At 61.5% G+C, this 25,246-nt stretch carries 21 protein-coding genes and 4 tRNA genes; all 25 read left to right on the plus strand.

Translation table 11 applies throughout. The features are described from left to right. Nucleotides 1–40 precede the first annotated feature (40 nt). The 25 genes from DYST_RS21315 to rplC all read left to right on the plus strand — a co-directional run bounded on the left by DYST_RS21315 (nt 41) and on the right by rplC (nt 25,245). Entirely contained in the window at nt 41–979 is a 939-nt protein-coding gene (locus DYST_RS21315; protein WP_102304013.1) for a ribose-phosphate diphosphokinase, read from the plus strand. Nucleotides 980–1,086: 107 nt separating this feature from the next. Further along, a complete protein-coding gene (locus DYST_RS21320) occupies nt 1,087–1,731 on the plus strand; it encodes a 50S ribosomal protein L25/general stress protein Ctc (RefSeq protein WP_102303868.1) in 645 nt (214 codons plus the stop codon). A gap of 45 nt (nt 1,732–1,776) precedes the next feature. Then, complete coding sequence (gene pth, locus DYST_RS21325; protein ID WP_102303869.1) at nt 1,777–2,373, plus strand: aminoacyl-tRNA hydrolase; 597 nt, start codon at nt 1,777–1,779, stop codon at nt 2,371–2,373. Nucleotides 2,374–2,421: 48 nt separating this feature from the next. Beyond that, nucleotides 2,422–3,513 (plus strand): redox-regulated ATPase YchF, encoded by a 1,092-nt coding sequence (ychF, locus tag DYST_RS21330; protein ID WP_102303870.1) that lies wholly within the window; start codon nt 2,422–2,424, stop codon nt 3,511–3,513. 394 nt (nt 3,514–3,907) lie between these two features. Further along, nucleotides 3,908–4,708 carry a GNAT family N-acetyltransferase gene (locus tag DYST_RS21335; protein WP_239948236.1) on the plus strand — a complete coding sequence of 267 codons (801 nt, stop codon included), beginning with the start codon at nt 3,908–3,910 and terminating at the stop codon, nt 4,706–4,708. Beyond that, nucleotides 4,689–5,177, plus strand: coding sequence for an acyl-CoA thioesterase (locus tag DYST_RS21340; protein ID WP_102303872.1), 489 nt, complete (start codon nt 4,689–4,691; stop codon nt 5,175–5,177). The genes DYST_RS21335 and DYST_RS21340 overlap by 20 nt, the downstream gene beginning before the upstream one ends. Before the next feature lie 104 nt (nt 5,178–5,281). Continuing rightward, nucleotides 5,282–5,367: transfer RNA gene (locus DYST_RS21345), tRNA-Tyr, on the plus strand. 17 nt (nt 5,368–5,384) lie between these two features. Next, nucleotides 5,385–5,458, plus strand: a tRNA-Gly gene (locus DYST_RS21350). A gap of 23 nt (nt 5,459–5,481) precedes the next feature. Beyond that, nucleotides 5,482–5,557: transfer RNA gene (locus DYST_RS21355), tRNA-Thr, on the plus strand. 68 nt (nt 5,558–5,625) lie between these two features. Beyond that, nucleotides 5,626–6,816 (plus strand): elongation factor Tu, encoded by a 1,191-nt coding sequence (gene tuf, locus DYST_RS21360; protein ID WP_102303873.1) that lies wholly within the window; start codon nt 5,626–5,628, stop codon nt 6,814–6,816. Between the two features lie 135 nt (nt 6,817–6,951). Then, nucleotides 6,952–7,027: transfer RNA gene (locus DYST_RS21365), tRNA-Trp, on the plus strand. Nucleotides 7,028–7,108: 81 nt separating this feature from the next. Next, on the plus strand, nt 7,109–7,504 hold the full coding sequence (gene secE, locus DYST_RS21370) for a preprotein translocase subunit SecE (RefSeq protein ID WP_239948238.1): 396 nt from the start codon (nt 7,109–7,111) through the stop codon (nt 7,502–7,504). A gap of 9 nt (nt 7,505–7,513) precedes the next feature. After that, nucleotides 7,514–8,074, plus strand: a complete 561-nt coding sequence (nusG, locus tag DYST_RS21375; protein ID WP_102305030.1) for a transcription termination/antitermination protein NusG — start codon at nt 7,514–7,516, stop codon at nt 8,072–8,074. Between the two features lie 194 nt (nt 8,075–8,268). Then, nucleotides 8,269–8,697 (plus strand): 50S ribosomal protein L11, encoded by a 429-nt coding sequence (gene rplK / locus DYST_RS21380; RefSeq protein ID WP_102305031.1) that lies wholly within the window; start codon nt 8,269–8,271, stop codon nt 8,695–8,697. Nucleotides 8,698–8,700: 3 nt separating this feature from the next. Next, complete coding sequence (gene rplA / locus DYST_RS21385; protein ID WP_102305032.1) at nt 8,701–9,408, plus strand: 50S ribosomal protein L1; 708 nt, start codon at nt 8,701–8,703, stop codon at nt 9,406–9,408. A gap of 352 nt (nt 9,409–9,760) precedes the next feature. After that, on the plus strand, nt 9,761–10,294 hold the full coding sequence (rplJ, locus tag DYST_RS21390) for a 50S ribosomal protein L10 (RefSeq protein WP_102305033.1): 534 nt from the start codon (nt 9,761–9,763) through the stop codon (nt 10,292–10,294). A gap of 46 nt (nt 10,295–10,340) precedes the next feature. Continuing rightward, on the plus strand, nt 10,341–10,712 hold the full coding sequence (rplL, locus tag DYST_RS21395) for a 50S ribosomal protein L7/L12 (RefSeq protein ID WP_102305034.1): 372 nt from the start codon (nt 10,341–10,343) through the stop codon (nt 10,710–10,712). A gap of 208 nt (nt 10,713–10,920) precedes the next feature. Further along, entirely contained in the window at nt 10,921–15,078 is a 4,158-nt protein-coding gene (gene rpoB, locus DYST_RS21400; RefSeq protein WP_102305035.1) for a DNA-directed RNA polymerase subunit beta, read from the plus strand. A gap of 89 nt (nt 15,079–15,167) precedes the next feature. Continuing rightward, a complete protein-coding gene (gene rpoC, locus DYST_RS21405) occupies nt 15,168–19,382 on the plus strand; it encodes a DNA-directed RNA polymerase subunit beta' (protein WP_239948239.1) in 4,215 nt (1,404 codons plus the stop codon). A gap of 178 nt (nt 19,383–19,560) precedes the next feature. Further along, nucleotides 19,561–19,935, plus strand: coding sequence for a 30S ribosomal protein S12 (gene rpsL, locus DYST_RS21410; RefSeq protein WP_019464011.1), 375 nt, complete (start codon nt 19,561–19,563; stop codon nt 19,933–19,935). 16 nt (nt 19,936–19,951) lie between these two features. Then, a complete protein-coding gene (rpsG, locus tag DYST_RS21415; protein WP_102305037.1) occupies nt 19,952–20,419 on the plus strand; it encodes a 30S ribosomal protein S7 in 468 nt (155 codons plus the stop codon). 33 nt (nt 20,420–20,452) lie between these two features. Then, on the plus strand, nt 20,453–22,570 hold the full coding sequence (fusA, locus tag DYST_RS21420; protein ID WP_102305038.1) for an elongation factor G: 2,118 nt from the start codon (nt 20,453–20,455) through the stop codon (nt 22,568–22,570). Nucleotides 22,571–22,617: 47 nt separating this feature from the next. Further along, entirely contained in the window at nt 22,618–23,808 is a 1,191-nt protein-coding gene (tuf, locus tag DYST_RS21425) for an elongation factor Tu (RefSeq protein ID WP_102303873.1), read from the plus strand. A gap of 463 nt (nt 23,809–24,271) precedes the next feature. After that, nucleotides 24,272–24,583 (plus strand): 30S ribosomal protein S10, encoded by a 312-nt coding sequence (rpsJ, locus tag DYST_RS21430; protein ID WP_017461875.1) that lies wholly within the window; start codon nt 24,272–24,274, stop codon nt 24,581–24,583. Nucleotides 24,584–24,603: 20 nt separating this feature from the next. Further along, the gene (gene rplC / locus DYST_RS21435) at nt 24,604–25,245 is read left to right on the plus strand and encodes a 50S ribosomal protein L3 (protein WP_102303874.1); all 642 of its coding nucleotides are present in this window, start codon (nt 24,604–24,606) and stop codon (nt 25,243–25,245) included. Nucleotide 25,246: the final 1 nt, after the last annotated feature.

Below are 25,246 nucleotides of genomic sequence, written 5' to 3' on the forward strand. Positions count from 1 at the left end.
CAAACAGGCTCTAAAGATGACCGTCGACCTTTCCGGCCCGATGCTCTTCACCGGTAACGCCCATCGCGCACTTGCCGAAGACGTGGCTCAGCGTCTTGGTGTGCCGCTTGGCAAAGCCCTCGTCAGCACGTTCAGTGACGGCGAAGCGCAGGTGGAGATCGAGGAAAACGTCCGCCGCCAGGAAGTGTTCGTGCTGCAGCCCACGGGTGCGCCGAGCGCGGAGAACCTGTTCGAGCTGCTGGTGCTGGTGGACGCGCTCAAGCGCGCCTCGGCGGCCAGCGTGACGGCGGTCATCCCGTACTTTGGCTACGCCCGCCAGGATCGTCGCCCGCGTTCGGCGCGCGTGCCGATCACGGCGAAGATGGTGGCTAAGATGATCGGCACCTCGGGCGTGGATCGTGTGCTCACGGTTGATCTGCACGCGGATCAGATCCAGGGCTTCTTCGACATCCCGGTAGACAACGTCTATGCCTCGCCGGTGCTGCTGGCAGACATCTGGCGCAACTACAGCATGGACGACCTGATCGTGGTCAGTCCGGACGTCGGTGGTGTGGTTCGTGCGCGTGCCATGGCCAAGCGCCTGGATGACGCCGATCTCGCCATCATCGACAAACGTCGTCCGAAGGCGAACGTCGCCACCGTGATGAACATCATCGGTGAAGTCGACGGCAAGACCTGCGTGCTGGTCGACGACATCGTCGACACCGCCGGCACCTTGTGTGCGGCGGCTGCGGCTCTGAAGGAGCGCGGCGCCCGCAAGGTAGTGGCGTACTGCGTGCATCCGGTGCTGTCGGGTGCGGCGTTGAAGAACATCGAGGGCTCCCAGCTCGACCAACTGGTGGTCACCAACACCTTGCCGCTGCGCGCCGATATCGCCGCATGCAGCAAGATCCGCCAGCTTTCGGTTGCCGAGCTGTTGGCGGAAACGATCCGCCGCATCGCCTTCGGCGAGTCGGTGAGCTCGTTGTACATCGACTGAGTTTTCCTGCGACAGGCATAAGTCTGTCGCGGCTTTACGGCTCCTCTGGTCGCGGGGGAGTCGCCTGACTGCCGCAAGGCAGCTCACTTTTGATAGGCAATACCAACATGGCTACGACTCACGAAATCAAGGCTACGATCCGTAATGACGAGGGGAAGGGTGCGAGCCGCCGCCTGCGTCACACCGGCGTCGTGCCTGCTGTTGTCTACGGCGCCGGCCAGGCCCCGCAGAGCATCCAGATCGAACACAACACCATCCTGCTCGCTGCCAAGCACGAGTGGTTCTTCTCCTCGGTGCTCGACCTGAACGTCGACGGCAAGGTGCAGAAGGTGCTGGTGCGTGACTGGCAGAAGCATCCGTACAAGCTGCAGATGCTGCACATGGACTTCCTGCGCGTTGACGAAAACGCCGCCCTGCGCGTGAAGGTGCCGGTGCACTTCCTGAATCAGGACAAGTCGCCCGCTGCCAAGACCTCGGGCGTGGTGATCTCGCACAACCTGACGGAAGTGGAAGTGTCCTGCTTGCCGAAGGATCTGCCGGAGTTCATCGAACTCGACCTGACCGACCTCAAGCCGGGCGACATCGTCCACCTGTCGCAGCTCAAGCTGCCGAAGGGCGTGGAAATCGTCGCTCTGCACCTGGGTGCGGATCACGACACGGCCGTCGTCACCGCCAATACGGTGAAGGAAGAAGTCGACGCGGCTCCGGCCGAGGGCGAAGCCGCCCCGGCTCCGGAAGCGCCGAAGAAGTAAGTCGCTGCGGCCCATGTCCTCTCGGGGCGTGGGCCGTTCGATCTTATGGCGGGTCTTCGACTCATCGTCGGACTGGGCAATCCCGGTGCCGAATATCTCCGAACCCGGCACAACGCCGGGTTCTGGTTTGTTGATGCCCTGGCGTCAGGGCAGGGCGAGCGCTTCGGTTTCGACGGCAAGCTGCATGGCGAGACCTGCAAGGTACGCATCGGCGGCCAGTCGGTGTGGCTGCTCAAGCCCGCCACCTTCATGAATAAAAGCGGCATCGCCGTGGCTTCGGCGTTGCGCTACTACAAGATCGAGCCGGACGAGTGCCTGGTGGCGCACGACGAACTCGATCTCGATGCTGGCACCGTGCGGATGAAATTCGACGGCGGTCACGGTGGCCAGAACGGTCTGCGCGACATCGTTGCGCATCTTGGGCACGCCAAATTTCATCGCCTGCGCATTGGCATCGGCCATCCAGGCCACAAAGATAGAGTTACGCCGTGGGTGCTCGGTCGCCCATCGGCGCAGGACGAAGACGCCATCGTCGACGGCATGGCGCGCGCGCTCGACGTGCTGCCGCTGGCGGTCGATGGCCAGTTCGACAAGGCCATGCAACAACTACATACCCCGGCGGCGGATAAGAAGACGGACTGATTGTCCGGGCTTTTGTTCGTCGCCAGATCACAGCTTCGCGGAGTTCCCATGGGCATCAAATGCGGCATTGTCGGCCTGCCTAACGTCGGCAAATCCACCCTGTTCAACGCGTTGACCAAGGCGGGCATCGCTGCGGCCAACTTCCCGTTCTGCACCATCGAGCCGAACGTGGGCGTGGTGCCCGTGCCCGATCCGCGCCTGAACGCGTTGTCGGACATCGTCAATCCGCAGAAAGTCATTCCGACCGCGGTCGAGTTCGTCGACATCGCGGGCCTCGTTGCCGGCGCATCGAAGGGTGAAGGTCTGGGCAACAAGTTCCTCGCGCACATCCGCGAAGTGGATGCGATCACGCATGTCGTGCGTTGCTTCGAGCACACCGACATCATCCATGTCGCCGGTAAGGTCGATCCGATCGCCGATATCGAGACCATCGATACCGAACTGGCGTTGGCCGACCTGGACTCCGTCGAGAAGGCGCTGAACCGCGCCGAGCGCGCCGCCAAGGCCAACGACAAAGAGGCCGTGGCGAAAAAGCCGGTGCTCCAGAAGCTTGCCGCTGGCCTCAACGAAGGCAAATCTGCGCGCAGCCTCGGCTTGGACGACGATGAAAAGGCGCTCGTGCGCGACTTGTTCCTGCTCACGCTGAAGCCGCTGATGTATATCGCCAACGTGCGCGAAGACGGCTTCGAGAATAATCCGCACCTGGACGCCGTGCGCGCCCGTGCCGTCACCGAAGGCGCCGAAGTGGTGCCGGTGTGCGCCGCTATTGAAGAAGAGCTCTCTCAGCTCGACGACGCCGACCGCGACGAATTTCTCAAGGACCTGGGTCTTGACGAGCCGGGCCTCAACCGCGTGATCCGCGCGGGCTACAAATTGCTCAATCTGCAGACCTACTTCACCGCTGGCGTGAAGGAAGTGCGCGCCTGGACGATCAAGCGTGGTTTCACCGCGCCGCAGGCGGCGGGCGTGATTCACACCGACTTCGAGCGCGGTTTTATCCGCGCCGAAACAGTGAGCTACGACGATTTCATCCAGTACAAGGGCGAGGCTGGCGCTGCCTCGGCGGGCCGCCTGCGCAAGGAAGGTAAGGATTACATCGTGAAGGATGGCGACGTGCTGCACTTCCTGTTCAACGTCTAAACGGACGGTTCGGGGAAAAAAGGCCGCGCATTGCGCGGCCTTTTTTTGTGTCCGTCTTCTTCTGCGTGAGTGGGAGGCGGCGATCTGCAGCGTGGTGCAGGAATTCTCAACGGCGTGATCCTCCTTGGATTGATCGTGTTCGTTTGGAGTACCAGGCCACCATTCGGGGGCTGGCTGGATCGGATGCTCACTGAGTTTCTTGTACGGCGCGCGGCGCGCGTGCTGTGATGCGGCCATGGTTAATTTCCGCATACGACGGGCTTGCGTTGACGATGCGCCGGCCGTGTCACGACTGGTGCGTCGCGTTGCGCGCCGTTGGATCATGCCTGGCCAGCCGCCCGAGGCCGTAGAGGCACTGGAGCAGTCACTGCGGGCGCCAGTCGTCCGGCAACGCATGGAGTTCGATCTGCGCTTCCATCTCGCCTTCTTGGCTGGCGTGCTGGTTGGCGTCGCCGCGGTGCGCAACGATAGTCACGTGGTCTATCTGTTTGTCAGTACGCGATACCAGGGTCAGGGCATCGCTAGAAAACTGTGGGATCGCTTGCGCAACGATTGTGAGCGCCGCGCAGGCACGCGTGTGTTCACGCTCAATGCGGCTGAGGGGGCCGTCCCGGTCTACCAGCGCTTCGGTTTCGTGGTCGATCGCGATCCAGCGCGCCTGCGTGGCAAGGTGGTGGCAGTGCCCATGATCTGTTACGGCGCGAGTTCGTCGCAGCGTAAGGGGCGGCCTGACAAGGCATCGCGAACCGACGTAAGTGTGGCGGGAGAGTCCGTCAGAACCGTATCTGAGACCGAGGCAGGCGGCAGCGCGATAGTCCTGGGCATTGTTGACGCCAATCGGATCGCTTCGAGGGTGTTTTCCGGGGCGTCGGCCTTCCCGGCGCGATGGGCGATGATTATGGGCAAGCGCGGCTCCGTCGCGTTAGGGTGCGTGGCCTGGCAGGACGTCAGTGCGGCGCAGGCGAGCAGTGCGACGGACTGTCGGCGGCTGGAGGCTTCATGGCGGCGGTGTCGAAGCGGGTCGCTGCATGATGCGCCTTGTTCGCCCATGCGTCATGTCCTGCCATGGCTCGCTGGGTTGCGCGCGGCGAGAGCCCGGCCAGGAATACGGGCGGTGTGCGTGGCGTGGGCGAGGGCGCATAATCTCGCTACTGTTCCCCTCGAGTCTCTCCTCCATGCCCGGCAAGCAACATGAAGTGAATTTCCGTTTCCTGGCTCAGCCGACTGATGTCAATTTCGGCGGCAAGGTGCACGGCGGCATGGTGATGAAGTGGATCGATCAGGCGGGTTACGCCTGCGCTGTCGCATGGAGCGGGGCCTACTGCGTTACCGCGTCGGTCAGTGGTATCCAGTTCGTGAAGCCCATTCTCATCGGTGACATGGTCACTGTGCGGGCGCGCCTGATCCATACGGGGCGCTCCAGCATGCACATGGCCGTGGATGTGCTGGCGCGCGATCTGCGCAGCGACGAGCATCGCTTGGCGACCAGTTGCGTGATGGTGTTTGTGGCGCTGGATGCACCTGAGGGCAAGCCTACGCCGGTGCCGACATGGCAGCCGCGCGATGACCATGAGCGCCTGCTGCAGGAGCAGGCCATGAAGCTCATGAATCTTTCCAAGGAGATGGAGCAGCTTGTTGACGCGCACGTCGCGGAAGGTGTCTGAGAGACACCTCTGAGTTGGTGAAAAAAAACGCGGAAAAACGTCAATTTTTTCGCAGAAGGTGTTGACAGCCCCCGGGCTGATCCACACAATAGCCGTTCTTTGTTGGAGGGATACCCAAGCGGCCAACGGGGGCAGACTGTAAATCTGCTGGCTTACGCCTTCGGTGGTTCGAATCCACCTCCCTCCACCAGACGAGTTCCGCGCAGGGCGGGAGTAGTTCAATGGTAGAACATCAGTTTTCCAAACTGATTACGCGGGTTCGATTCCCGCCTTCCGCTCCATTGGCTCTCGCTGGTTTTGCAGTGCTCATGTAGCTCAGTCGGTAGAGCACTTCCTTGGTAAGGAAGAGGTCGCTGGTTCGATTCCAGTCATGAGCACCATCTCACCGCGGTCCGCGGGTATTGATTCCACTCCTCATTATTTTTGACTCCATCGGGGTTTTAGGCGTATGGCAAAGGGTAAATTCGAGCGCACCAAGCCGCACGTCAACGTCGGCACGATTGGTCACGTGGACCACGGCAAGACGACGCTGACGGCCGCACTGACCAAGGTCGGCGCAGAGCGCTTCGGTGGCGAATTCAAGGCGTATGACGCGATTGACGCGGCGCCGGAAGAAAAGGCACGTGGTATCACGATTTCGACGGCTCACGTCGAATACGAATCGCCGAACCGCCACTACGCCCACGTGGACTGCCCGGGCCACGCCGACTACGTGAAGAACATGATCACGGGTGCCGCGCAGATGGACGGCGCGATCCTGGTGTGCTCGGCCGCTGACGGCCCGATGCCGCAGACCCGCGAACACATTCTGCTGTCCCGTCAGGTGGGCGTGCCCTACATCGTCGTGTTCCTGAACAAGGCCGACATGGTGGACGACGCCGAGCTGCTCGAGCTGGTCGAGATGGAAGTGCGTGAACTGCTGTCGAAGTACGAGTTCCCGGGCGACGACACCCCGATCATCAAGGGTTCGGCCAAGCTGGCGCTGGAAGGCGACCAGTCGGAAATCGGCGTGCCGGCGATCATCGCCCTCGTGGAGGCGCTGGATACCTATATTCCGGAGCCGCAGCGTGCGATCGACCAGCCGTTCCTGATGCCGGTGGAAGACGTGTTCTCGATCTCCGGCCGCGGCACCGTGGTGACCGGTCGTATCGAGCGCGGCATCATCAAGGTCGGTGACGAAGTCGAAGTGGTGGGCATCCGCCCGACCCAGAAGACCACCGTCACGGGCGTGGAAATGTTCCGCAAGCTGCTGGACCAGGGTCAGGCAGGCGACAACGCCGGTCTGCTGCTCCGCGGCCTGAAGCGCGACGACGTCGAGCGTGGTCAGGTGCTGGCCAAGCCGGGCACGATCACCCCGCACACCGACTTCGAGGCTGAGGTGTATGTGCTGTCGAAGGACGAAGGTGGTCGTCACACCCCGTTCTTCAAGGGCTACCGTCCGCAGTTCTACTTCCGCACGACCGACGTGACCGGCGCGATTGAGCTGCCGGAAGGCGTGGAAATGGTCATGCCGGGCGACAACATCAAGGTGGTTGTCAGCCTGATCCACCCGATCGCCATGGACCAGGGTCTGCGCTTCGCCATTCGCGAAGGCGGCCGTACCGTTGGTGCCGGCGTGGTGGCCAAGGTCATCAAGTAAGCTGTACACTGGGGAGTCGCCCGCTCTGCGGGCTGCAAGGAAATCCCGGGGCGGACCTAGGTCCGCCCTTGGAATAGGTGCCCAAGGGCGCCACCTTGTGGCAGCAAGGCGAGCGACTTCACCCATTTTCTGAATACGCCAGTAGCTCAATTGGCAGAGCAGCGGTCTCCAAAACCGCAGGTTGGGGGTTCGAGTCCCTCCTGGCGTGCCATCTTCCCGAGGATCCACGACGGATGGCGGATGGCATGCAGACCGTAGCCCGGTCGATGCCTTTCTCATCCGATCACGTCGCATGAATACGAAGGCAGAATCAACTAAGGGCGCTACTGGCGCCGATATTGCCAAGCTGGTGCTGGCCGTAATCGTGCTGGCAGCCGGCATTTTTGCGTATTCTTGGTTCGGCAGTGACGGCGCAGTTCCACAGTCGGTACGACTGCTGGGCGTGCTGGCGGCGCTGATCCTTTCGCTGGCCATCGGTGCGTTCACTGCCCCTGGCCGGCGTGTGCGCGCCTTCCTCGGCGAGTCGCAGTTCGAATTGCGCAAGGTGGTCTGGCCTGCCCGCGACGAAACGCTCAAGACGACCGGCATTATCATTGTCGTGGTCATTGTGCTTTCGCTGCTGCTGGGCCTGATTGATCTGATCCTGAAGTCGGTCGTGCTCGACTGGCTGCTCAAGCTCGGTACATGAGGTGATGGCATGAGCAAGCGTTGGTATGTGGTGCACGCCTATTCGGGCTTCGAAAACCAGGTAAAGCGGTCGCTTGATGAGCGAATCCGTCGCGCTGGTATGGAGGAGAGGTTCGGCGAAGTGTTGGTTCCGACCGAAGAGGTCATCGAGATGCGTAGCGGCCAGAAGCGCCGCAGCGAGCGCAAGTTCTTTCCTGGTTACGTTCTCGTGCAGATCGAGACGGATACCGAGGGTAAGGCGCCGCGCATCGACGACGAGTGCTGGCACTTGGTCAAGGAAACCCCGAAAGTCATGGGTTTCATTGGTGGCACGGCGGACCGACCGCTCCCGATCCGTGACTCTGAGGCCGATGCCATTCTGAGTCGCGTTCGTGAGGGTGTCGAGAAGCCTAAGCCCAAGGTCCTGTTTGAGCCTGGCGAAATGGTTCGCGTCACCGATGGTCCGTTCAATGACTTCAACGGCGTGGTCGAAGAGGTCAACTACGAGAAGAGCCGGCTACGCGTCGCGGTGCTCATTTTCGGTCGATCGACCCCGGTTGAGCTGGAATTCGGTCAGGTCGAGAAAGCCTGACTTGGCTCTATGGCTGGCCTCGGCATGGGGCTTGCTTAAAACTTGATCAATCTCTATACTGCGCGGTTCACGCTGGGGTGTTTTGCCCGGCGTGCCCGTGTTTCTGGGGTTCGCGGGACGGCGAGCCTTCCTCTCTCAGGGAATGACAACGTTTCGAGGAGCCGCAAGGCGCTTGAACTCGCGAGGAAAATGCAATGGCAAAGAAAGTAACTGGTTATATCAAGCTGCAGGTCAAGGCCGGTCAGGCCAATCCGTCGCCGCCGGTGGGTCCGGCCCTCGGTCAGCGCGGCCTGAACATCATGGAGTTCTGCAAGGCGTTCAATGCCGCTACGCAGAAGCTGGAGCCAGGTCTCCCGATCCCCGTGATCATCACGGCCTATTCGGACCGTAGCTTCACCTTTATCACCAAGACCCCGCCGGCGTCGATCCTGATCAAGAAGGCCACGGGCATCGCCAAGGGCTCGTCCAAGCCGAACACCGACAAGGTCGGCAAGATCACCCGCAAGCAGCTGGAAGACGTTGCAAAGCAGAAGGAGCCGGATCTCACGGCTGCTGATCTGGACGCTGCAGTGCGCACCATCGCTGGTAGCGCGCGCAGCATGGGCTTTGTGGTGGAGGGCTAAGACATGGCAAAGATCACGAAGCGTTTGAAGGCGGCCCAGGCCGCAGTGCAGCCGGGCAAGCTCTATGGCCTGGAAGAAGCCCTGACCATCGTCAAGAACAACGCCAAGGCGAAGTTCGCTGAGTCCGTGGACGTCGCCGTCCGCCTCGGCATTGACGCCAAGAAGTCCGACCAGGGTGTGCGTGGTTCGTCGCTGCTGCCGCACGGCACCGGTAAGACCGTCAAGGTCGCCGTGTTCGTGCCGGCGGGCGAGAAGGCCGAGGCCGCCAAGGCTGCCGGTGCTGATGCTGTCGGTATGGACGACCTGGCTGAGCGCATGCAGGCTGGTGATCTCGACTTCGGTCGCGTGATCGCTACGCCGGACGCGATGCGTGTGGTCGGTAAGCTTGGTCAGCTGCTCGGCCCCCGTGGCCTGATGCCGAACCCGAAGGACGGCTCGGTCACGGCCGACGTCGCCACGGCTGTCAAGAATGCCAAGGCCGGCCAGGTGAAGTTCCGCAACGACAAGGCGGGCATCATCCACGCCACCATCGGCAAGGCTAGCTTCGACGCTGCCCAGCTCGCGGACAACCTGAACGCTCTGGTCAACGACTTGCTGAAGGCCAAGCCGTCGACCGCCAAGGGTCAGTATCTGCAGAAGGTCGCTCTGTCGTCCACCATGGGCGTGGGCGTGCCGGTCGAAGTGTCGACTCTGTCGGTGTCGACCAAGTAACAAGTTCAAGTCCCGCACTGGCATGACTAGTGCGGGCACGTTTTTGAAGGCAGCCGCGGCCTAGTGCCAAGGCCGCCGTCAAAGACCGCAGGCGCGATCAACGCGCCACGACGACGAGCAGGGAGCTCGTGTTGGCAAGGAATCGCCGTCGTGGCAAGCGGGTTCGCTTAATCGGATTCCTCGCGGATCTGGCCTGCGTAGATGGTGTCGCCCCTTCTGGAATCCTAATGTTTTAGGAGTGTGTTCTGGAAAGGCCACCACCCGGGATCTCTGATCCCCGACGTCACGGACGGTGTCGCTCAGGACCGCAAGCGGCAGGAGCCGTAAGCGGAATTCATAAGAGGAGTGAAAAATGGCTCTGAATCTCTCTCAGAAGCAAGAAGTAGTCGCCGAACTGGCAGAAGTTGCCGCGAAGGCTCACTCCTTGGTCGCTGCCGAGTATGCGGGCACCACGGTCGAACAGATGACCGCGATGCGCAAGAAGGCTCGCGAATCCGGCGTGTTCTTGAAGGTTGTCAAGAACACGCTTGCATCGCGCGCTGTGGTAGGTACCGAGTTTGAGGTCGTCAAGGACGCCCTGACCGGTCCGCTGCTGTACGCATTCTCGACCGAGGAGCCCGGCGCTGCCGGTCGCCTGATCAAGGAATTCGCCAAGACCAACGACAAGCTGAAGGCGCGCGTCGTCTCGGTGGAAGGCAAGCTGCTTCCGGCCGAGCACGTCGAAGTGCTGGCGTCGCTGCCGACTCGCGAACAGGCACTGGCCATGCTGGCCCGTGTGCTGGCTGAGCCCGCTTCGATGTTCGCCCGCGTGGTCAAGGCTGTGGCCGACAAGCAGGGTGGTGGCGAAGTTGCCGCCGAGGCCCCGGCTGAAGCCGAGCCCGCCTAAGTTCGTTGACTATTCAATTCGAATCAATTTCCAGAGGTAAATGCAAATGTCCCTGACCAACGAACAGATCGTTGAAGCCGTCGCCGCCAAGTCGCTGATGGAAGTGATGGACCTGGTGAAGGCCATCGAAGAAAAGTTTGGCGTCACCGCCGCCGCCCCCGTGATGATGGCCGCTGGTCCGGCCGCTGCTGGCCCGGCTGTTGAAGAACAGACCGAGTTTGACGTCATCCTCAAGAGCGCAGGCGACAAGAAGGTCGACGTGATCAAGGCCGTCCGCGCCATCACGGGCCTGGGCCTGAAGGAAGCGAAGGACCTGACCGAAGCCGGTGGCGTCGTGAAGGAAGCCGCTTCGAAGGACGACGCTGCGAAGTTCAAGAAGGACCTCGAAGCTGCCGGCGCCACGGTCGAACTGAAGTAATTGGCGCTCTTGCGCGCCGTCAGTTTGATCTAGCGTCAAGCCAAGCCTGGGGGCGTAAGCCCCTGGGCTTTGCCTGTTGTCGGCAGGGAATGGGGAATAGGGAATTAGGGAGCAGCCCTTGAAGGTGGGTAGCTTTCGATTCTCTATTCCCGATTCTCTAATTTCCGACTCCCGATTCATCGAATACACAACCGAGGCGGTACCCACCATGACCTACTCGTTTACCGAGAAGAAGCGCATCCGCAAGGATTTCGGCAAGCGTCCCCCTGTTTTGGGCGTTCCGAACCTGCTGACCATCCAGACCGACTCTTATCGCGAATTCCTGCAGGAGCATGTCGCTCCCAAGCAGCGCGATGAGAAGGGTCTCCACGCCGCGCTGAAGTCCGTGTTCCCGATCGTGAGCTATTCGGGCAATGCCGCACTTGAGTATGTCGACTATCGCCTGGGCGAGCCGCCGTTTGATGAGCGCGAGTGCCGCAACCGCGGCATGACCTTCGGTGCGCCGCTGCGCGTGACCGTGCGTCTGGTCATCTATGACAAGGACAGCCCGGCCTCCAAGAAAGCCGTGAAGTACGTGAAGGAGCAAGAAGTCTACATGGGCGAAATTCCGCTCATGACCGACACCGGCACTTTCATCATCAACGGTACTGAGCGCGTCATCGTTTCGCAGCTGCATCGTTCGCCGGGCGTGTTCTTCGATCATGACCGCGGCAAGACGCATAGCTCCGGCAAGCTGCTGTTCTCGGCCCGTGTGATTCCTTACCGCGGCTCGTGGCTCGACTTCGAGTTCGACCCGAAGGATGCACTGTTCACGCGTATCGACCGTCGCCGCAAGCTGCCGGTGACGGTGCTGCTGCGTGCGCTTGGCTACACCAATGTCGAAATGCTCGACGTGTTCTTCGAGCATAACGTGTTCCACCTGGGGAAGAAGGGCGGCACCACGCTGGAGCTCGTCGCCGAGCGCCTGCGCGGCGAAACGTTGACCTTCGATCTGACCATTGGTGACACGGTGCTGGTGGAAGCCGGCAAGCGCATCACGGCGCGTCACGTGCGTCAGCTCGCCGCCGAGAACATCACTGCGCTGGAAGTGCCGGACGACTATCCGGTCGGCCGCATCCTCGCGATTGACGTCATCGACCCCAAGACCGGCGAACTGCTGGCCCAGGCCAACGACGAAATCACCGCCGAGCAGTTGGAAAACTTCCGCAAGGCCGGTATCGAAGTCGTGCCGACGCTCTACGTCAACGACCTGGATCGCGGTGCGTACATCTCGCACACCCTGCGTATCGACAACACCAAGACGCCGCTCGAGGCGCTGGTGGAAATCTATCGCATGATGCGCCCGGGCGAGCCGCCGACCAAGGACGCCGCGCAGAACCTGTTCTACAACCTGTTCTTCACCTTCGATCGCTACGACCTGTCGGCCGTCGGTCGCATGAAGTTCAACCGTCGCGTGGGCCGTCAGGAAATCACGGGTCCGGGCGTGTTGTTCGACAAGAGGTACTTCGCTGACCGCAAGGAAGAGGAAGCTCAGAAGCTCGTTGCCTCACAGGGCGACCGCTCCGACATCCTCGACGTGCTCAAGGTGCTTATCGACATCAAGAACGGTCACGGTACCGTCGACGATATCGATCACCTGGGCAACCGTCGCGTGCGTTCGGTCGGTGAAATGGCCGAGAACACCTTCCGCATTGGTCTGGTGCGCGTCGAGCGCGCGGTGCGTGAGCGCCTGTCGCTGGCGGAGTCCGAAGGTCTGACCCCGCAGGAACTGATCAACGCCAAGCCGGTTGCGGCGGCGGTGAAGGAGTTCTTCGGCTCGTCGCAGCTCAGCCAGTTCATGGATCAGAACAACCCGCTGTCGGAAGTGACGCACAAGCGTCGCGTCTCGGCACTGGGCCCAGGCGGTCTGACGCGTGAACGCGCAGGCTTCGAAGTGCGCGACGTGCATCCGACTCATTACGGCCGCGTCTGCACCATCGAAACGCCGGAAGGTCCCAACATCGGCCTGATCAACTCGCTCGCCGTTTACGCGCGCACCAACCAGTATGGCTTCCTCGAGACGCCGTACCGCAAGGTCGTGGGCGGCAAGGTCACTGACCAGGTGGATTACCTGTCGGCGATCGAAGAGGGCGATCATGTGATCGCGCAGGCGAACTCCCCGTTGAAGGACGGCGCGTTTGTCGAAGACTTCGTGTCTTGCCGTTTCCGTGGCGAGTCCGAGCTGCGTCCGTCTGCTGAAGTGGACTACATGGACGTTTCGCCCATGCAGACCGTGTCGGTGGCGGCAGCACTTGTGCCCTTCCTCGAGCACGACGACGCGAACCGCGCACTCATGGGCGCGAACATGCAGCGTCAGGCTGTGCCGACCCTGCGTTCGCAGACCCCGCTGGTGGGTACGGGTATCGAGCGCGCTGTGGCACGTGACTCGGGCGTCATCGTTACCGCCAAGCGCGGCGGCGTGATCGACCAGGTCGACGCGGGTCGTATCGTGGTACGCGTGAACGAGGAAGAAGTCGGCGACAACGATGCCGGCGTCGATATCTATACGCTGACCAAGTACACCCGCTCCAACCAGAACACCAACCTCAACCAGCGTCCGCTAGTGAACGTGGGTGATGTGGTGGCAAAGGGCGACACGTTGGCCGACGGTTCGTCGACCGACCTGGGCGAGCTCGCGCTCGGCCAGAACATGCTGATCGCCTTCATGCCGTGGAACGGCTACAACTTCGAAGACTCGATCCTGCTCTCCGAGCGCGTCGTGCAAGAAGACCGCTACACCTCGATCCACATCGAGGAGCTGTCGTGCATCGCGCGTGATACCAAGCTGGGCGCCGAGGAAATCACCGCCGACATCCCGAACGTGGGTGAGCAGGCACTGGCTCGCCTCGACGAATCAGGCATCGTGTACATCGGTGCGGAAGTGAAGGCCGGCGATATCATGGTCGGCAAGGTCACGCCGAAGGGCGAGAGCCAGCTTACGCCGGAAGAAAAGCTGCTGCGTGCGATCTTCGGCGAAAAGGCTTCCGACGTTAAGGACAGCTCGCTGCGCGTGCCGCCGGGTATGGACGGCACCGTCATCGACGTGCAGGTCTTCACTCGCGACGGTATCGAGAAGGACAAACGCGCCAAGCAAATCGAGGAAATGGAAGTCAAGCGCATCCGCAAGGATCTTGATGACCAGTTCCGCATTCTCGAGGGCGCGATCTACAACCGTATGCGCACCCAGCTCGTCGGCAAGACCGCGATGAGCGGTCCCGGCGGCCTCAAGCGCGGCGCCGAGATCACTGACGCTTACCTGGACGGTCTGAAGAAGGACGACTGGTTCAAGGTCAACGTCAAGGAAGAGGATGTAACCGAGTTCCTCGAGCGCGCGGCTGACCAGATCAAGCGCCATAAGGAAGAGTTCGACAAGCGCTTCAAGGAAAAGCAGGGCAAGATCACCCAGGGCGACGACCTTGCTCCGGGCGTGCTCAAGATGGTCAAGGTGTTCCTGGCCGTAAAGCGCCGCATCCAGCCGGGCGACAAGATGGCCGGTCGCCACGGTAATAAGGGTGTGGTGTCCAACGTGGTGCCGGTGGAGGACATGCCGTTCTCCGAAGACGGTACCTCGGTCGACATCGTGCTGAACCCGCTGGGCGTGCCGTCGCGTATGAACATCGGTCAGATTCTGGAAGTGCATCTTGGCTGGGCCGCAAAGGGTCTGGGTAAGAAGATCCAGAAGATGCTCGAAGCGCAGGCCAAGGTGGCGCAGATCCGTGAGTTCCTCGACCAGGTGTACAACCACCACGTCGCTGGCGCCGTGCAGCATGTCGACCTGAAGTCGTTGACCGACGAAGAAATCTTCGCCTTGGCCAACAACCTGCAGGAAGGCGTGCCGATGGCGACACCGGTGTTCGACGGTGCCGAGGAAACAGAGATCAAGGCGATGCTCAGGCTCGCTGATCTGCCGGAATCCGGCCAGACGGTGCTGTTCGACGGTCGTACTGGCGAGGCGTTCGATCGCCCGGTCACCGTGGGCTACATGCACTACCTGAAGCTGAACCACCTGGTCGACGACAAAATGCACGCGCGTTCGACCGGTCCGTACTCGCTCGTCACCCAGCAGCCGCTGGGCGGCAAGGCGCAGTTCGGTGGCCAGCGCTTCGGTGAAATGGAAGTCTGGGCGCTGGAAGCCTACGGCGCGGCCTACACCCTGCAGGAAATGCTGACGGTGAAGTCCGATGACGTGCAGGGCCGTAACCAGATGTACAAGAACATTGTCGACGGCAACCACGAGATGGCGGCGGGCATGCCGGAGTCCTTCAACGTGTTGGTGAAGGAAATCCGCTCGCTCGGTATCGATATTGATCTGGAAGAAGTGAAGTGAGTTGAGGACGAGACGAGGAATGAAGCTTCATTCCTCGGTCTCCCGATTGCCGATTCTCCATTCCCTATTTCCGATCTTCGGAGACATCCATGAAAGACCTGCTCAATCTGTTCAACCAGCAGCGCACCGCGCCTGACTTCGATGCGATCAAGATCGCCCTGGCTTCGCCAGAGCTGATCCGCTCGTGGTCGTACGGCGAAGTGAAGAAGCCGGAAACGATCAACTACCGCACCTTCAAGCCGGAGCGTGACGGCCTGTTCTGCGCCGCCATCTTCGGTCCTGTGAAGGATTACGAGTGCCTGTGCGGCAAGTACAAGCGCATGAAGCACCGCGGCGTGGTCTGCGAAAAGTGCGGCACCGAAGTCACCCTGGCCAAGGTGCGCCGCGAGCGCATGGGTCACATCGACCTGGCCTCGCCGGTCGCGCACATCTGGTTCCTCAAGTCGCTGCCGTCGCGCATCGGCCTGATGCTGGACATGACGCTGCGTGATATCGAGCGCATCCTGTACTTCGAAGCCTTCGTGGTGATCGATCCGGGTTTGACCGCGCTTGAGCGCGGCCAGCTGCTCAGCGAAGACCAGTACCTGGAAGCCGTGGAAGAGCATGGCGACGAGTTCGATGCCCGCATGGGTGCCGAGGCCGTCTATGAGCTGCTCAAGTCCCTGGACCTTCCGGGCGAAGTAGTGCGCCTGAAGGAAGAGATTGGCTCGACCAATTCCGAGACCAAGCTCAAGCGTCTCACGAAGCGCGTCAAGCTGATCGAAGCCTTCCTCGAGTCCGGCAACAAGCCGGAGTGGATGGTGCTGACCGTGCTGCCGGTGCTGCCGCCGGATCTGCGTCCGCTGGTGCCGCTCGATGGCGGTCGCTTCGCCACGTCCGATCTGAACGATCTGTACCGTCGCGTCATCAACCGCAACAACCGTCTGCGTCGCCTGCTTGAACTCAATGCGCCCGACATCATCGTGCGCAACGAAAAGCGCATGCTGCAGGAATCGGTCGATGCGTTGCTCGACAACGGCCGTCGCGGTCGTGCCATCACCGGCACGAACAAGCGCGCGCTGAAGTCGCTGGCCGACATGATCAAGGGTAAGCAGGGCCGCTTCCGTCAGAACCTGCTCGGCAAGCGCGTGGACTACTCCGGTCGTTCCGTGATCGTGGTGGGCCCGACCCTGCGTCTGCACCAGTGCGGCCTGCCGAAGAAGATGGCGCTTGAGCTGTTCAAGCCCTTCATCTTTGCCAAGCTTCAGGCTCGCGGCGAAGCGACCACCATTAAGGCCGCCAAGAAGCTCGTCGAGCGCGAAGAAGGCCAGGTGTGGGACATCCTCGAAGAGGTGATCCGCGAGCATCCCGTGATGCTTAACCGCGCACCGACGCTGCACCGTCTCGGCATCCAGGCGTTCGAGCCCAAGCTGATCGAAGGTAAGGCCATCCAGTTGCATCCGCTCGTCTGTACGGCATTCAACGCCGACTTCGACGGTGACCAGATGGCTGTGCACGTGCCGCTCTCGATCGAGGCGCAGCTCGAAGCCCGCGCTCTGATGATGGCGACCAACAACATCCTGTCGCCCGCCAACGGTGAGCCGATCATCGTGCCGACCCAGGACGTGGTGCTGGGGCTGTACTACATGACCCGCGAGCTGGTGAACGCGAAGGGCAATGGCATGGTGTTCTCGGGCATCGGCGAAGTCCGCCGCGCCTACGACAACCGCGCCGTGCAGCTGCACGCCAAGGTCAAGGTTCGCATCAACCAGGTGCAGATCGACGAAGACGGCAACCGCACCGAAGGTACCCAGATCGTCGATACGACCGTGGGTCGCGCGCTGCTGCTCGAAATCATGCCGGAAGGTCTGCCGTTCGCGCTGGCCAACACCGAGCTGACCAAGAAGAACATCTCGCGCCTGATCAACCAGTGCTATCGCCGCCTGGGCCTGAAGGACACCGTGATCTTCGGCGATCAGCTGATGTACACCGGTTTCCGCTTCGCCACGCGCGCGGGTATCTCCATCGGCATCGATGACATGATTATCCCGGATCAGAAGAAGCCGATCCTGGAAGAAGCCGAGAAGGAAGTGGTCGAGATCCAGGAGCAGTACCAGTCCGGTCTCGTGACCGCTGGTGAGCGCTACAACAAGGTCGTCGACATCTGGTCGCGCACTAACGAACTCGTCGCCAAGGCGATGATCGACGGTATCGGTACCGAGAAGGTGACCGATGCCGAAGGCAAGACGGTCAACCAGAAGTCCATGAACTCGCTGTACATCATGGCCGACTCGGGCGCTCGTGGTTCGGTCGCCCAGATTCGTCAGCTGGCCGGCATGCGTGGCCTGATGGCTCGCCCGGACGGTTCGATCATCGAGACGCCCATCAAGGCGAACTTCCGCGAAGGCCTGAACGTTCTGCAGTACTTCAACTCCACCCACGGTGCCCGTAAGGGTCTGGCGGATACGGCGTTGAAGACGGCGAACTCCGGTTACCTGACCCGTCGTCTCGTCGACGTGGCCCAGGACGTAGTGATCACCTCGTACGACTGCGGCACGGACGAAGGCGTCACCATGCAGCCGATCGTCGAAGGCGGCGACGTGGTCGAGCCGCTGCGCGACCGCGTGCTTGGCCGTGTGGCTCTGGAAGACGTCTACGGCCCGGGCGAAGACAACGAGCCGATCGTCACGCGCGACACCCTGCTGGACGAAGCCCTGGTCGAGAAGCTCGACAAGGCTGGCGTGCAGTCGATTAAGGTGCGCTCGCCCATCACCTGCTCTGCCGATCATGGCGTGTGCGCACTGTGCTACGGCCGCGACCTGGCCCGTGGTCACCTGGTGAACATGGGTGAGGCTGTTGGCGTCGTCGCTGCGCAGTCGATCGGTGAGCCGGGTACCCAGCTGACCATGCGTACGTTCCACATCGGTGGTGCGGCGTCTCGTGCGGCTGCCGTAGACAACGTGACGGTGAAGACCACCGGCACGCTGAAATTCAATAACCTCAAGACCGTGCATCACAACCAGGGTCACCTGGTGGCGGTGTCACGTTCGGGCGAAGTCAGCGTCATCGACGTCAACGGCCGTGAGCGTGAGCGCTACAAGGTGCCCTACGGCGCCACGATCACCGTCAAGGACGGCGATCCGGTCAAGGCTGGTCAGGCCGTGGCTAACTGGGATCCGCATACCCATCCGATCGTGTCGGAAGTGGCCGGTACCGTGCGCTTCATCGACTTCATCGATGGCATCACCGTGCAGAGCCAGACCGACGAACTGACCGGTCTGGAATCGGCAGTGGTGACCGATCCGAAGCGCCGTGGTACGGCTGCCAAGGACCTGCGCCCGATCGTGCGCCTGGAAGATGCCAAGGGTCGCGAGCTGAAGCTGCCGGGCACCGACGTGCCGGCGCAGTACATGCTCCCGGCCGGTGCCATCGTGTCAATCCAGAACGGTGCACAGGTGGGCGTGGGTGACGTGGTCGCTCGTATCCCGCAGGAAACCTCCAAGACCCGCGACATCACGGGTGGTCTGCCCCGCGTGGCCGACTTGTTCGAAGCGCGCAAGCCCAAGGAACCGGCGATCCTCGCCGAGCGCTCGGGCGTCATCAGCTTCGGCAAGGACACCAAGGGCAAGCAGCGCCTCATCATCAAGGACGTGGACGGCAACGAGCACGAAGAGCTGATTCCGAAGTGGCGTCAGGTCATCGTGTTCGAAGGCGAGCACGTGGAGAAGGGCGAAACCGTGGTGGACGGCGAGCCCAGCCCGCACGACATCCTGCGCCTGCTGGGTGTCGAGCCGCTGGCTTCCTACCTGGTCAAGGAAATCCAGGACGTCTACCGTCTGCAGGGCGTGAAGATCAACGACAAGCACATCGAAGCGATCATTCGCCAGATGTTGCGCAAGGTGGAGATCACCGATCCGGGTGAGAGTCACTACCTGCGTGGTGAGCAGGTCGAGCGTGTTCGCATCAATGGCGAAAACGCTCGCGCCGTTAAGCGTGGCGAGCGTCCGGCGGAGTTCCAGTCGGTGCTGCTCGGTATCACCAAGGCTTCGTTGGCTACGGAATCCTTCATCTCGGCAGCTTCCTTCCAGGAAACGACCCGAGTCTTGACGGAAGCGGCGGTCCGTGGCACGCGTGACACCTTGCGTGGCCTGAAGGAAAATGTTATTGTCGGCCGTCTTATTCCGGCAGGTACGGGTCTGGCGTATCACGCATCGCGTCATCGTCAGGGTGGTCTGACCGCCTCGGAGCTCGAAACCCTTTCTGGCTCCGCTTCGTCGGCTTCCTTCGCAGAAGCCACCACCGGTAGCGACATTGGTGTGGAGTAAGCCCCTCACGGGCTCTACTCGCTGACATACGAAAAGAGGCGCAAGGAGTGCGCCTCGTGTTCGGGCCAGGGCCGGCAGGGCGTCAGCTTGTCTGTGACAGGCTGCCCATGTTAAATTCCCGCTTCTTGGCAGACCGAGCCGGTTCGGTCTGCCTTTATGTTTCTCAGGAACAGCTTCAATGACGACAGTCAATCAGTTGGTTCGCAAATCCCGTAGCCCGAAGACCTACAAGAGTGCTTCGCCGGCTTTGCAGAACAGCCCGCAGCGTCGCGGCGTGTGCACGCGCGTCTACACCACCACCCCGAAGAAGCCGAACTCGGCGCTGCGTAAGGTTGCCAAGGTGCGCCTGACGAACGGCTACGAAGTCATCAGCTACATCGGTGGCGAAGGTCACAACCTGCAGGAGCACTCCGTGGTCCTGATCCGCGGCGGTCGCGTCAAGGATCTGCCGGGTGTGCGTTACCACACGGTGCGCGGCAGTCTCGACTGCGCCGGCGTCACCAAGCGCCGTCAGTCGCGCTCCAAGTACGGCGCCAAGCGCCCGAAGTCCTGATCTTTAGGAATTAACTATGTCGCGTAAAGGTTCACATCCCGCCCGTCTGATCCTGCCGGATCCCAAGCACGGTAGCCAGCTGATCGCTCGCTTCATCAACATGGTGATGAAGAGCGGCAAGAAGTCGGTTGCAGAAAGCATCGTCTATGGCGCGCTTGCCCACCTCGGCGAAAAGAACGCTGAGCCGGTGCAGCTCGTCGAGAAGGCACTGAACAACATCGCTCCGGCGGTCGAGGTGAAGTCGCGTCGTGTCGGCGGCGCTACCTATCAGGTGCCTGTCGAAGTGCGTCCGGGTCGCCGTATGGCGCTCGCCATGCGCTGGGCCATCGATTCCGCCCGCAAGCGCGGCGAGACCTCGATGCCGCGCAAGCTGGCCGCCGAGTTGCTCGAAGCTTCCGAGAATCGCGGTGGCGCGATCAAGAAGCGCGAAGAGACGCACCGCATGGCAGAGGCCAACAAGGCCTTCTCGCATTACCGCTGGTAAGCAGTACAGCTAGAACTTTCAGAGGTTAAGACCGTGGCACGCACCACTCCTATCGAGCGCTACCGCAACTTCGGCATCATGGCCCACATCGATGCCGGCAAGACCACCACCACGGAGCGCATCCTGTTCTACACCGGCGTCAGTCATAAGATTGGCGAGGTGCATGACGGTGCAGCAACGATGGACTGGATGGAGCAGGAGCAGGAGCGCGGCATCACCATTACGTCGGCGGCAACGACGGCGTTCTGGAAGGGCATGGATCGTTCCTTGCCTGAGCACCGCTTCAACATCATCGACACCCCAGGTCACGTGGACTTCACCATCGAAGTGGAGCGTTCGCTCCGCGTGCTCGACGGTGCGGTGTTCGTGCTCTGCGCCGTGGGTGGTGTGCAGCCGCAGTCGGAAACCGTCTGGCGTCAGGCCAACAAGTACAAGGTGCCGCGCCTTGCGTTCGTCAACAAGATGGATCGTACTGGCGCGAACTTCTACAAGGTGGTTGACCAGCTGAAGGCTCGTCTGGGTGCGAACCCCGTGCCGATGCAGGTGCCGATCGGTGCCGAAGACAACTTCGAAGGCGTGGTCGACCTGCTCAAGATGAAGGCGATCGTGTGGGACATGGAGTCCCAGGGCATGAAGTTCGAGTACGCGGACATTCCGGCCAACCTCGCGGACAAGGCTGCAGAAGCCCATTCGTACATGGTCGAGTCGGCGGCCGAGGCGACCGAAGAGCTGATGAACAAGTACTTGGAAGAGGGTGACCTCACCGAGGAAGAGATCATTGGCGGTCTGCGCGCACGCACGCTGTCCAGCGAGATCATCCCGGTTTTCTGCGGTACCGCGTTCAAGAACAAGGGCGTGCAGGCGATGCTTGACGCCGTGGTCAACCTGTTGCCGTCGCCGATCGACCGCCCGCCGGTGGCCGGTCTGGACGAAGACGACAAGGAGGCCACGCGCAAGGCTGACGATGCCGCGCCATTCTCTGCGCTCGCGTTCAAGATCATGACCGACCCGTTCGTGGGCTCGCTCACGTTCTTCCGCGTCTACTCGGGCACGCTCAATGCGGGTGACCAGGTGTACAACCCGGTCAAGTCCAAGAAGGAGCGCATTGGCCGCATCCTGCAGATGCACGCCAACGAGCGTCAGGAGCTGAAGGAAGTCCGTGCTGGCGATATCGCCGCAGCGGTCGGCCTGAAGGACGTGACAACCGGTGACACGCTGTGCTCGCAGGATCACATCATCACCCTGGAGCGCATGACGTTCCCGGAGCCGGTGATTTCGATGGCGGTGGAGCCGAAGACCAAGTCGGACCAGGAAAAGATGGGTATCGCCCTCGGCCGTCTGGCTGCGGAAGATCCCTCGTTCCGCGTTCGTACGGACGAGGAGTCGGGCCAGACGATCATTTCGGGCATGGGCGAGCTTCACCTGGATATCCTGGTGGACCGCATGAAGCGCGAGTTCAACGTAGAAGCCAACGTCGGTAAACCGCAGGTGGCCTACCGCGAAACGATTCGCTCGTCGGACGTCAAGTCGGACTACAAGCACGCCAAGCAGTCGGGTGGTAAGGGTCAGTACGGTCACGTGGTGATCGAGCTGTCACCGATGACCGAAGAAGATCGTAAGAGCACGGACGTCAAGAATGACTTCCTGTTCATCAACGACATCACGGGCGGCGTGATCCCGAAGGAATTCATCCCTTCGGTGGAGAAGGGCCTGCGCGAAACCATCACCAGCGGTCCGCTGGCTGGATTCCCGGTGGTGAACGTGAAGGTCAAGCTGGTCTTCGGTTCGTACCACGACGTCGACTCGTCCGAAATGGCGTTCAAGCTCGCCGCGTCGATGGCGTTCAAGCAGGGCTTCGCGAAGGCGTCGCCGGTGCTGCTCGAGCCGATCATGAAGGTCGAGGTGGTGACGCCGGAAGATTACGTCGGCGACGTCATGGGCGACCTGAGCCGTCGTCGCGGCCTGCTTCAGGGCCAGGACGACACGCCGTCAGGCAAGACCATCAACGCGATGGTCCCGCTGGGCGAGATGTTCGGTTATGCGACGACCATTCGTTCGCTGACCCAGGGTCGCGCCACCTTCACGATGGAGTTCGACCACTACGCTGAAGCGCCGAACAACATCGCTGAGCAGGTCATGAAGAAGGCCTGATAGGGCCTTCTTCCTCCAACTACCGTTCTTTTTTAGAGGTTTAAGTCATGGCAAAGGGTAAATTCGAGCGCACCAAGCCGCACGTCAACGTCGGCACGATTGGTCACGTGGACCACGGCAAGACGACGCTGACGGCCGCACTGACCAAGGTCGGCGCAGAGCGCTTCGGTGGCGAATTCAAGGCGTATGACGCGATTGACGCGGCGCCGGAAGAAAAGGCACGTGGTATCACGATTTCGACGGCTCACGTCGAATACGAATCGCCGAACCGCCACTACGCCCACGTGGACTGCCCGGGCCACGCCGACTACGTGAAGAACATGATCACGGGTGCCGCGCAGATGGACGGCGCGATCCTGGTGTGCTCGGCCGCTGACGGCCCGATGCCGCAGACCCGCGAACACATTCTGCTGTCCCGTCAGGTGGGCGTGCCCTACATCGTCGTGTTCCTGAACAAGGCCGACATGGTGGACGACGCCGAGCTGCTCGAGCTGGTCGAGATGGAAGTGCGTGAACTGCTGTCGAAGTACGAGTTCCCGGGCGACGACACCCCGATCATCAAGGGTTCGGCCAAGCTGGCGCTGGAAGGCGACCAGTCGGAAATCGGCGTGCCGGCGATCATCGCCCTCGTGGAGGCGCTGGATACCTATATTCCGGAGCCGCAGCGTGCGATCGACCAGCCGTTCCTGATGCCGGTGGAAGACGTGTTCTCGATCTCCGGCCGCGGCACCGTGGTGACCGGTCGTATCGAGCGCGGCATCATCAAGGTCGGTGACGAAGTCGAAGTGGTGGGCATCCGCCCGACCCAGAAGACCACCGTCACGGGCGTGGAAATGTTCCGCAAGCTGCTGGACCAGGGTCAGGCAGGCGACAACGCCGGTCTGCTGCTCCGCGGCCTGAAGCGCGACGACGTCGAGCGTGGTCAGGTGCTGGCCAAGCCGGGCACGATCACCCCGCACACCGACTTCGAGGCTGAGGTGTATGTGCTGTCGAAGGACGAAGGTGGTCGTCACACCCCGTTCTTCAAGGGCTACCGTCCGCAGTTCTACTTCCGCACGACCGACGTGACCGGCGCGATTGAGCTGCCGGAAGGCGTGGAAATGGTCATGCCGGGCGACAACATCAAGGTGGTTGTCAGCCTGATCCACCCGATCGCCATGGACCAGGGTCTGCGCTTCGCTATTCGCGAAGGCGGCCGTACCGTCGGTGCCGGCGTGGTGGCCAAGGTCATCAAGTAAGACTCTCGGATTGCCCCCCCTCGGGTGGTAACCTAGAAAAAACCGGCCTTATGGCCGGTTTTTTTATGGTGTTCAGCAAAAAGAAGTATTTAGGGCTTTTCTTTGGCTAAATTTAACGCTATAGTCGCGGTCTTGCCTGTCATCCGATCTTTGATTTGGGTGGCCTTACAGCGAAATGAGGCACAGGAAGTGCTTCGAGTTCGCTGGCCTGGATGGCCACTACGCAGGAAAGGGCTTAGACAACGAAGCGTGACGCTTTGTTGACCTAGCCATTTCGCGCGTTTTATACTTTTCTGTCTGGGTGGGCCCGTTTTGGGCCTGCCCAGTCTTTTAAGGTCGATTTCGCGGCATTGAAGTCGCTTGCCGTATCGACTGGCAGTAACTAGCGACAACGGGTTGTGCGGATGGGCGAGAAGCTCATCCGATTCACAGAATTTGTTCTTTCGAAAACAGGACACGGTTTATGGCGAACCAAAAAATTCGCATTCGGCTCAAGGCGTACGATCACCGTCTGATCGACCGCTCGGCCAGCGAAATCGTCGAGACGGCCAAGCGCACTGGCGCAACGGTGCTCGGCCCGATTCCGCTCCCGACCAAGATTGAGCGTTATACCATTCTGGTGTCGCCGCACGTCGACAAGGATGCCCGCGACCAGTACGAGACCCGTACTCACAAGCGTGTGCTTGACATCGTCGACCCCAACGACAAAACCGTGGACGCGCTCATGAAGCTGGACCTCGCCGCTGGCGTGGACGTTCAGATCAAGCTTGGTTGAGCGAGAGACAGGATACGAAGATGAGTATCGGACTAGTTGGCCGCAAATGCGGCATGAGCCGACTCTTCACTGAAGATGGCCGTTCGATTCCGGTGACCCTCATTGAGGCCACCCCGAATCGCGTCACGCAGCTGAAGACGGAAGAAAACGATGGTTACAGCGCTGTGCAGGTCGCAGCCGGCGTCAAGCGCGCCAGCCTGCTGACGCAGCCGCTGAAGGGCCATTACGCGAAGGCGAAGGTTGAGCCGGGTCGTGGTCTTTGGGAGTTCCGCGTATCTGCCGACGATCTCGGCAAGTACAGCGTGGGCGCCGAGATCAAGGCCGATGACGTGTTCCAGGCGGGTCAGATCGTTGACGTCGCTGGCGTGTCGAAGGGCAAGGGCTTCCAGGGCACCATCAAGCGTTGGAACTTCACCATGGGTGACGCGACCCACGGTAACTCGCTGTCGCATCGTGCGCCGGGTTCTATCGGTCAGCGTCAGACCCCGGGTCGCGTGTTCCCGGGCAAGAAGATGTCGGGCCACATGGGTGCGGTGAACCGCACGCAGCAGGGTCTCGAAGTGGTCAAGGTCGACGCCGAGCGTCATCTGATTGCGGTGAAGGGCGCGGTGCCGGGTGCTACCGGCGGCGACGTCATCATCCGTCCGACGACCAAGGGCTGAG

Origin of the sequence: Dyella terrae, from assembly GCF_022394535.1 — a bacterium.
In the GTDB taxonomy this organism is placed as follows: Bacteria; Pseudomonadota; Gammaproteobacteria; order Xanthomonadales; family Rhodanobacteraceae; genus Dyella.

Coding starts and splice junctions, on each gene's coding strand:
- rplA (WP_102305032.1), top strand. CDS start 8,701: ATGGCAAAGATCACGAAGCGTTTGAAGGCGGCCCAGGCCGCAGTGCAG.
- DYST_RS21335 (WP_239948236.1), top strand. CDS start 3,908: ATGGAGTTCGATCTGCGCTTCCATCTCGCCTTCTTGGCTGGCGTGCTG.
- rpsJ (WP_017461875.1), top strand. CDS start 24,272: ATGGCGAACCAAAAAATTCGCATTCGGCTCAAGGCGTACGATCACCGT.
- rplC (WP_102303874.1), top strand. CDS start 24,604: ATGAGTATCGGACTAGTTGGCCGCAAATGCGGCATGAGCCGACTCTTC.
- DYST_RS21315 (WP_102304013.1), top strand. CDS start 41: ATGCTCTTCACCGGTAACGCCCATCGCGCACTTGCCGAAGACGTGGCT.
- rpsG (WP_102305037.1), top strand. CDS start 19,952: ATGTCGCGTAAAGGTTCACATCCCGCCCGTCTGATCCTGCCGGATCCC.
- rplL (WP_102305034.1), top strand. CDS start 10,341: ATGTCCCTGACCAACGAACAGATCGTTGAAGCCGTCGCCGCCAAGTCG.
- rplK (WP_102305031.1), top strand. CDS start 8,269: ATGGCAAAGAAAGTAACTGGTTATATCAAGCTGCAGGTCAAGGCCGGT.
- rpoB (WP_102305035.1), top strand. CDS start 10,921: ATGACCTACTCGTTTACCGAGAAGAAGCGCATCCGCAAGGATTTCGGC.
- tuf (WP_102303873.1), top strand. CDS start 22,618: ATGGCAAAGGGTAAATTCGAGCGCACCAAGCCGCACGTCAACGTCGGC.
- rpoC (WP_239948239.1), top strand. CDS start 15,168: ATGAAAGACCTGCTCAATCTGTTCAACCAGCAGCGCACCGCGCCTGAC.
- ychF (WP_102303870.1), top strand. CDS start 2,422: ATGGGCATCAAATGCGGCATTGTCGGCCTGCCTAACGTCGGCAAATCC.
- rplJ (WP_102305033.1), top strand. CDS start 9,761: ATGGCTCTGAATCTCTCTCAGAAGCAAGAAGTAGTCGCCGAACTGGCA.
- nusG (WP_102305030.1), top strand. CDS start 7,514: ATGAGCAAGCGTTGGTATGTGGTGCACGCCTATTCGGGCTTCGAAAAC.
- DYST_RS21320 (WP_102303868.1), top strand. CDS start 1,087: ATGGCTACGACTCACGAAATCAAGGCTACGATCCGTAATGACGAGGGG.
- pth (WP_102303869.1), top strand. CDS start 1,777: ATGGCGGGTCTTCGACTCATCGTCGGACTGGGCAATCCCGGTGCCGAA.
- secE (WP_239948238.1), top strand. CDS start 7,109: ATGAATACGAAGGCAGAATCAACTAAGGGCGCTACTGGCGCCGATATT.
- DYST_RS21340 (WP_102303872.1), top strand. CDS start 4,689: ATGCCCGGCAAGCAACATGAAGTGAATTTCCGTTTCCTGGCTCAGCCG.
- rpsL (WP_019464011.1), top strand. CDS start 19,561: ATGACGACAGTCAATCAGTTGGTTCGCAAATCCCGTAGCCCGAAGACC.
- tuf (WP_102303873.1), top strand. CDS start 5,626: ATGGCAAAGGGTAAATTCGAGCGCACCAAGCCGCACGTCAACGTCGGC.